The sequence below is a fragment of the Bacteroidota bacterium genome (assembly GCA_018831055.1).
Lineage (GTDB): Bacteria > Bacteroidota > Bacteroidia > Bacteroidales > B18-G4 > M55B132.
Genome location: JAHJRE010000149.1, coordinates 1 through 6,002, shown reverse-complemented (window position 1 = coordinate 6,002; position 6,002 = coordinate 1). Strand labels below are relative to the sequence as shown.

Here is a 6,002-nt window from a genome sequence, read left to right as displayed (position 1 = left end):
GAACCTGCGACCTCCTGCTCCCAAAGCAGGCGCGCTAACCGGACTACGCTATACCCCGAGATGGGTGTGAGTGTGGGTGGGAGTGTGAGTGTGGGTTTGGGTGTGAGTGTGGGTTTGAGTGTGTTAGTTTGAGTTTGAGTATGCGACGGGACTATTATTGTTCTGTATTCATGGAGCGGTACATGGCCAGGAGCATTTTGGATGCCTGCTCGTAGCCCTGGTAAATATCGCTGTAAAAATCTTTATCGATAATATTCATTGTGTTCAACAGATCCAACAGGGCTGCACATTCAAACAAAGAACCGCGTGCCATCGTATAAAAATGCCTTTTGTCCTGATGCGACATCCTTCCCGTGCCTTCTGCCAGGTTGGTCAGAATGCTCAACGATGCCCTTTTCCATTGATCAATAATGTATTTATCAATCCCCTCAGCCTTGGAAAGGAAAGTCAAAACCTTCAAATTTAACTCCCTTACAACCTGGTAAACATTCAGCTTTTCGAAATCAAACATGTCGTAATAATCAATTTTCAACTCACCCAAACCCAAACCCACACACTCACACCCAAACTCCCACCCCCACACACACTCACACTCACACCCACACTCACACTCTCTTCGCGGAGAGAGGGGGATTCGAACCCCCGGTACCAGTTGCCCAGTACGACAGTTTAGCAAACTGTTGGTTTCAGCCACTCACCCATCTCTCCTTTTATTGAACGTTGCAATGGCTTGAACGCTTAAGGGCTGCAAAAGTATAAAATTGATTTGATATGGACAAGGAAAAATTGAGATCGCAGATCGCAGATCGCAGATCGCAGATCAAAAATTGAAGATTTGAGATCTGAGATTTGAGATTTGATATCTGAGATTTGAGATCTGCGATCTGAGATCTGAGATCTACGATCGCCTGCCCCGGGTTCCTGCATCAAGGCGGATATGATAAAAACCATCGGGATATCCCATCAGGTTAAGAACAAACGTGGGGCTTCCTGATCAACCGGAAAGTATATTACATAATCCATGGCTGTTGGTTTTAGACTATCAATATTAATTGTAAATAAACATTTATAATTTATCAATATCGCATAAGTTTAAGGTAGGTTTGGATCAGATTATGACGGGGAAGATATACTTCTGAATAAGCTTAACAGTAATGAAAAAGTTATATCTTTATAAAAAATCAATCACTATGAAAAACACCAAATTATATACGATTTTTCTTGTCCTGATTTTCAATATTCTTCTCATTAATACTTCCCGCTCCCAGGTACTGATATCCCTCCTGCTCGGGGATGTGCTTAACCGTGGCGGGATGGAATTCGGACTAACCGGCGGGGATAACATGTCGTGGATCTCCGGACAGGATGATGGCAGGATGTTAAACACATTCAATATCGGGTTTTATTTCGATATCCGGCTCAAGGAGCCCTGGTACTTATATACGGGAGTACTCGTAAAAGCTAACATGGGAACCACAAGTCTGAACAACTACCCTGTTGGCAATCCTGAAATTGATACGCTTATGAAGGAAGCTCAGGTTGAAAGGAAACTGAAATATTTCAATGTGCCCCTTATGATCAAATACCGGACAAAAATCGGATTCTTCGCCATGGGAGGATTTCAACTCGGCTTATTACACAGAGGCACGGATATATTCACAGAAAAAATCATTGACAAAGAAGACCTTTCATACAGCTACGATATTACCAAAGATCTTAACAGGATAGATGCAGGGTTGTCAGCAGGATTGGGATATAAGTTTCAAAAAGGCCTTGGTGTTAATATCGGAGCGAGATATTATTATGGACTTGTAAACATTTATAAGGACACTAAGAACAAAGGAGTTAACTCCTCTGTATACTTCTTTGCAGATATTCCTATCGGTGCGAAAAAAGCAAAAGAAAAGACAGGGGAATTAGAATAACCAGGGGCTTATCCGCTCCTCACCTTTCAGTCTGAAAAAAAATTTTGTTTGCAACAAGTATTGCATTGTATTACCTTTATCATGATCAAAACAATATTTCATGGAAACCATCTGTATCAGGTGCGGCAATTCTTTTGAGACAGACACATGGAACATGGATGTTTGCCCGGATTGCGAGTTGGAATTATCGCGCCTGGAAAATGAAGAAGAAATGGAATCCGAGTTTGAGGAATCCGACGACTGGAGTTCCAGCGACGACTACTAAGTTTCTGCCGCCGCATATACACAGGAAATTGTATTATAACGGGCCCTTGGCTGACCCGTTAAGGATTTATTTTTATGTTGCTAAGATCTAAAACCTTCCGCTTTGAAGTGGGTTGGGTTTTGTGCCGGGCATTATCAATGTTATATTTTCCCTACATTCGCACAAAACATCCTGCCATGCAACTGAAAATATCTTCGGCCTCCTTTCTGATTTTACTTTCATTATTTTCCTTTTCCCAGGAAAGTACCAAGACCATTATGCTTCCGGGATATCTTGGCGATATTCGGGGAGAAATACTCCAATACCATTCTCCTCATCCGGAAGCAACCACTTCCCTGCTTGTGAGAAACGAAGATGATCAAAAATTCATAGAATGGACGGTACCCGGTCTTTCCCCGGATAAGGAGGCCGACAGCATAATCTATATCTGGCTCTTCGGCATCGATGTCAATGAAGAGCACTTCTCATATGATTTATACTTTAACGACCAAAAAATAGTATCATTCGACAACCCGCAGGATACCTTAAATAAAGACCTGATCTTTCCGGGAGACCATGGAAGTTCACTGCTGCTCAAACCCACCATGGTGGATAAATACGGAGACCTGATGGGATATGCATTCCTGAAAATTCCTTCCCGTATCCTTGTCGGCGGTGAGGACCAAAAGATCAGGATCATGGGTAATTCCGCCGGAAGCCGTTGCTGGTATATGACCTTCCGGTATACGCTGCGGTCTGCGATCTCTTTACATCAGGAACAGGCTCTGGTTGTATCATCCAGCGGACAACCTTCTTATCTGCTGAGGATTGATGTACATCATTTCGGTGAACCGCTCACAGCAGACATCACAATAGGCGGGGAAAAACACAAACGTACAGCCAATCTCGGACTGAACCAGTATTATTTTGATATCGACACCAGCCAGAGAAGAAATCCCATCCCCGTCAGCATCACATTAGATGGAAAGGTAGCGTTTGAAGATTATTTCACGGCAGAACCGGTCGGGCAATTTGATATGTACCTGATCCATCATTCCCACAACGACATCGGTTATACGCATGTTCAGGATGAAGTGGAGCGGATGCAGCACGGTTTTCTGAAACAGGCTATACAACTTGGGAAGGAGACAACCGCTTACCCTGAAGATTCGCGTTTTGTATGGAACACAGAGGTAATGTGGGCGGTGGACTCCTTCCTGGAACAAGCCGGTGAGAAAGAGAAAGAGGAGTTTTTCACCGCACTCAGGGAAGGCTGGATTTGTCTTGATGGCATGTATGCCAATGAATTAACCGCCTTATGCACCCAGGAGGAGCTGATGCAACTTTTTGAAGCCGCCCGCCGCATCGGGCGGGAGTCGGGAGTGCCGGTACGTTCAGCCATGATCAGCGATATCCCCGGTAACACCTGGGGACTGATCAATGCCATGGGGCGAAGTGGAATAAGATATTTCAGTTCCGGGACCAACAATGGACACAGGACAGGCAATATTAACGAAGCCCTCTGGGATAAGCCGTTTTACTGGGTCTCCCAGGATGAACAGGACACGGTTTTAACCTGGTTTTGCGGGAAAGGTTACTCATGGTTCCATACCGGATTGGGATATCAGCATCTGATAAACCTCCTGGAAAAAGAAAAGATCCTGGAGCATATTAAAGCCCTCCGGCAAAGCGGATACCCTTATGATATCAAGTATTTCCGTTATAATATCGGCAGTGATAACGGCCCCCCCGACCCGAATATTTCCGCAACGGTGAAAGCCTGGAATGAGCGTTTTATATCGCCCAGGATAATCATATCAAGTGTTAGCAAAGCATTTTCAGCATTTGAGGACAAATACGGAAGGCAATTGCCGGTGCTGAAGGGGGATCTGACCCCGATGTGGGAAGACGGTGCAGCCTCATCAGCCAGGGAAACCGCCATGAACAGGGCATCTGCCAACAGGATCACCCAGGCCGGAACGCTTTATTCGATGATTTGTCCTGAAAAATTCCCTCCCACACTACAGCGGGAAGCCTGGAAAAATGTGATGCTTTACGATGAACATACCTGGGGCTCCTGGAATTCCATAAGCGAGCCGTTTTCACCATTTACCCTGCAGCAATGGGAAAACAAAAGACAGTATGCCCTGAATGCAGACTCACTCAGCAGACGCCTCCTGGCTGAAGCCAAAGGCCAAATGCATATGTCAGAACAAGATAAAGACGGAACCATTTACATCAGCATCGCAAATACCCTTTCCTGGGACAGGCAGGAGATCGTAATCATTCCCTTTCATATGCTTCCGGAGAACCCTGAGGTTTTCACCTCAACCGGAGAGATCGTTGAAACACAATTGCTTTCAAACGGTGACCTGGCTATGAAGGCTGATGTCACTGCGCTGGGAAGCACCGAATATCTTATCAAAAGCGGCAAGCGGAAGAGATCTTCATCATTTCCCCCGGATCCGCTAAACCTGGAAAACGGGGTACTGAAAATCAATATTGATCTGTTTAGTGGAGCCATACGCGAACTGGTTTATGGCAATAATAATTATGTGGATGCGAACCACCCGGAAATTCCGGGACTGAACACGCTGGTTTACATCCGTGGCAGGGACCCTGAAGATTGGCTGATCCCTTCAAAATGCACAATACATTGGAAGGAATACGGCCCATTGGTGAAGGTCATTGAGATCCGCTCCGAAACGCCCGTTGCCGGTAAGTTAATTCAGGAAATCCGTTTGGATCACCAGGGGGAGTACGTGGAAATAAGCAATATTCTTGATAAGACCGGTATTCTGTATCCTGAAGCGGTTTTCTTTGCATTTCCCTTCCACATCCCGGACGGTAATGCCAGTATTGACATAGCCTTTGGCGATTATACACCCGGAGTTGAACAGCTCCCCGGGTCCAACATGAATTATTTTACCTTGCAGCGGTGGGTGGATATTTCCAATAAATATCGCGGGATTACCTTGATATCAAAGGATGCACCCATGATCCAGACCGGGGAGATATTGACCGACGCCATTGTCACGGGGTGGAAAAAAGAGCCGGCAAAGGGACAAACGGTGTATTCCTACGTGATGAACAACTATTGGGAAACCAATTATAAGGCTTCCCAGGAAGGAGAAACCATTTTCCGTTACCGTCTGTTTCCGCACGAAGGTCCGCTTGATGCTCTTTCCTGCGAAAAGGAAGCCCGTGCATTTGCACAGCCTTTGCTGGTGATGAAAACCCAACAGGGCGAAGGTAAGCGGGAAAATCTGATAAGCCTTGATAATCCGCAACTGATGATCACTGCAGTCAGGCCGGTGAACCAGGACGGGAGGTTGATGGTGGACATTTACAATCCATCGGGTTCATCATTGGAATGCCGCATCCTGCCAGGCACCTTTTCATTTTCCCAGATCATGGAATGCGATCCCGATGGATGGCCGGTAAAGCCAATGGAGGAGAGCTTTATATTAAAACCAAAATCCTTGAGGTCATGCCTTCTGATTAAATAGGAGAAGTTTTGAAATAGATTTTCTCATTTTTTGGTAAAAGATTCGCAAATAGAATACTAAAAATTTGGTATCTCTGTGTAACTCTGTTTAACTCTGTGTAAAAATAAATATTTCACAGAGAACCACGGAGAGGGCATCTCTGTATAACTCTGTGTATCTCTGTGTAACTATGTGTAACAAAAAACATTTCACAGAGAACCACTGAGAAGTCACAGAGAACCACGGAGAGGGCATCTCTGTGTAACTCTGTGTATCTCTGTGTAACTCTGTGTAACAAAAAACATTTCACAGAGAACCACTGAGAAGTCACAGAGAACCACGGAG

Annotated in this window: 4 protein-coding genes and 1 tRNA gene; 3 read left to right on the top strand and 2 right to left on the bottom strand. The window is 45.1% G+C overall.

Features of this window, described 5'->3' with window-relative positions:
* Positions 1-154: 154 nt before the first annotated feature.
* Together KKA81_09675 and KKA81_09670 are read right to left on the bottom strand one after the other, a co-directional pair.
* Complete coding sequence (locus tag KKA81_09675) at positions 155-511, bottom strand: four helix bundle protein (protein ID MBU2651191.1); 357 nt, start codon at positions 509-511, stop codon at positions 155-157.
* Between the two features lie 108 nt (positions 512-619).
* A tRNA-Ser gene (locus KKA81_09670) sits at positions 620-708 on the bottom strand.
* A gap of 482 nt (positions 709-1,190) precedes the next feature.
* Here KKA81_09670 and KKA81_09665 point away from each other — a divergent pair.
* The 3 genes from KKA81_09665 to KKA81_09655 all read left to right on the top strand — a co-directional run bounded on the left by KKA81_09665 (position 1,191) and on the right by KKA81_09655 (position 5,678).
* On the top strand, positions 1,191-1,925 hold the full coding sequence (locus tag KKA81_09665) for a PorT family protein (protein MBU2651190.1): 735 nt from the start codon (positions 1,191-1,193) through the stop codon (positions 1,923-1,925).
* A gap of 100 nt (positions 1,926-2,025) precedes the next feature.
* Positions 2,026-2,190, top strand: a complete 165-nt coding sequence (locus tag KKA81_09660; GenBank protein MBU2651189.1) for a hypothetical protein — start codon at positions 2,026-2,028, stop codon at positions 2,188-2,190.
* 176 nt (positions 2,191-2,366) lie between these two features.
* Entirely contained in the window at positions 2,367-5,678 is a 3,312-nt protein-coding gene (locus tag KKA81_09655) for a hypothetical protein (protein MBU2651188.1), read from the top strand.
* Positions 5,679-6,002 lie beyond the last annotated feature (324 nt).

Bases quoted from the DNA above. Each gene is read 5' to 3' on its own strand.
- KKA81_09665 (MBU2651190.1), top strand. From the start codon at position 1,191: ATGAAAAACACCAAATTATATACGATTTTTCTTGTCCTGATTTTCAAT.
- KKA81_09660 (MBU2651189.1), top strand. From the start codon at position 2,026: ATGGAAACCATCTGTATCAGGTGCGGCAATTCTTTTGAGACAGACACA.
- KKA81_09655 (MBU2651188.1), top strand. From the start codon at position 2,367: ATGCAACTGAAAATATCTTCGGCCTCCTTTCTGATTTTACTTTCATTA.
- KKA81_09675 (MBU2651191.1), bottom strand. From the start codon at position 511: ATGTTTGATTTCGAAAAGCTGAATGTTTACCAGGTTGTAAGGGAGTTA.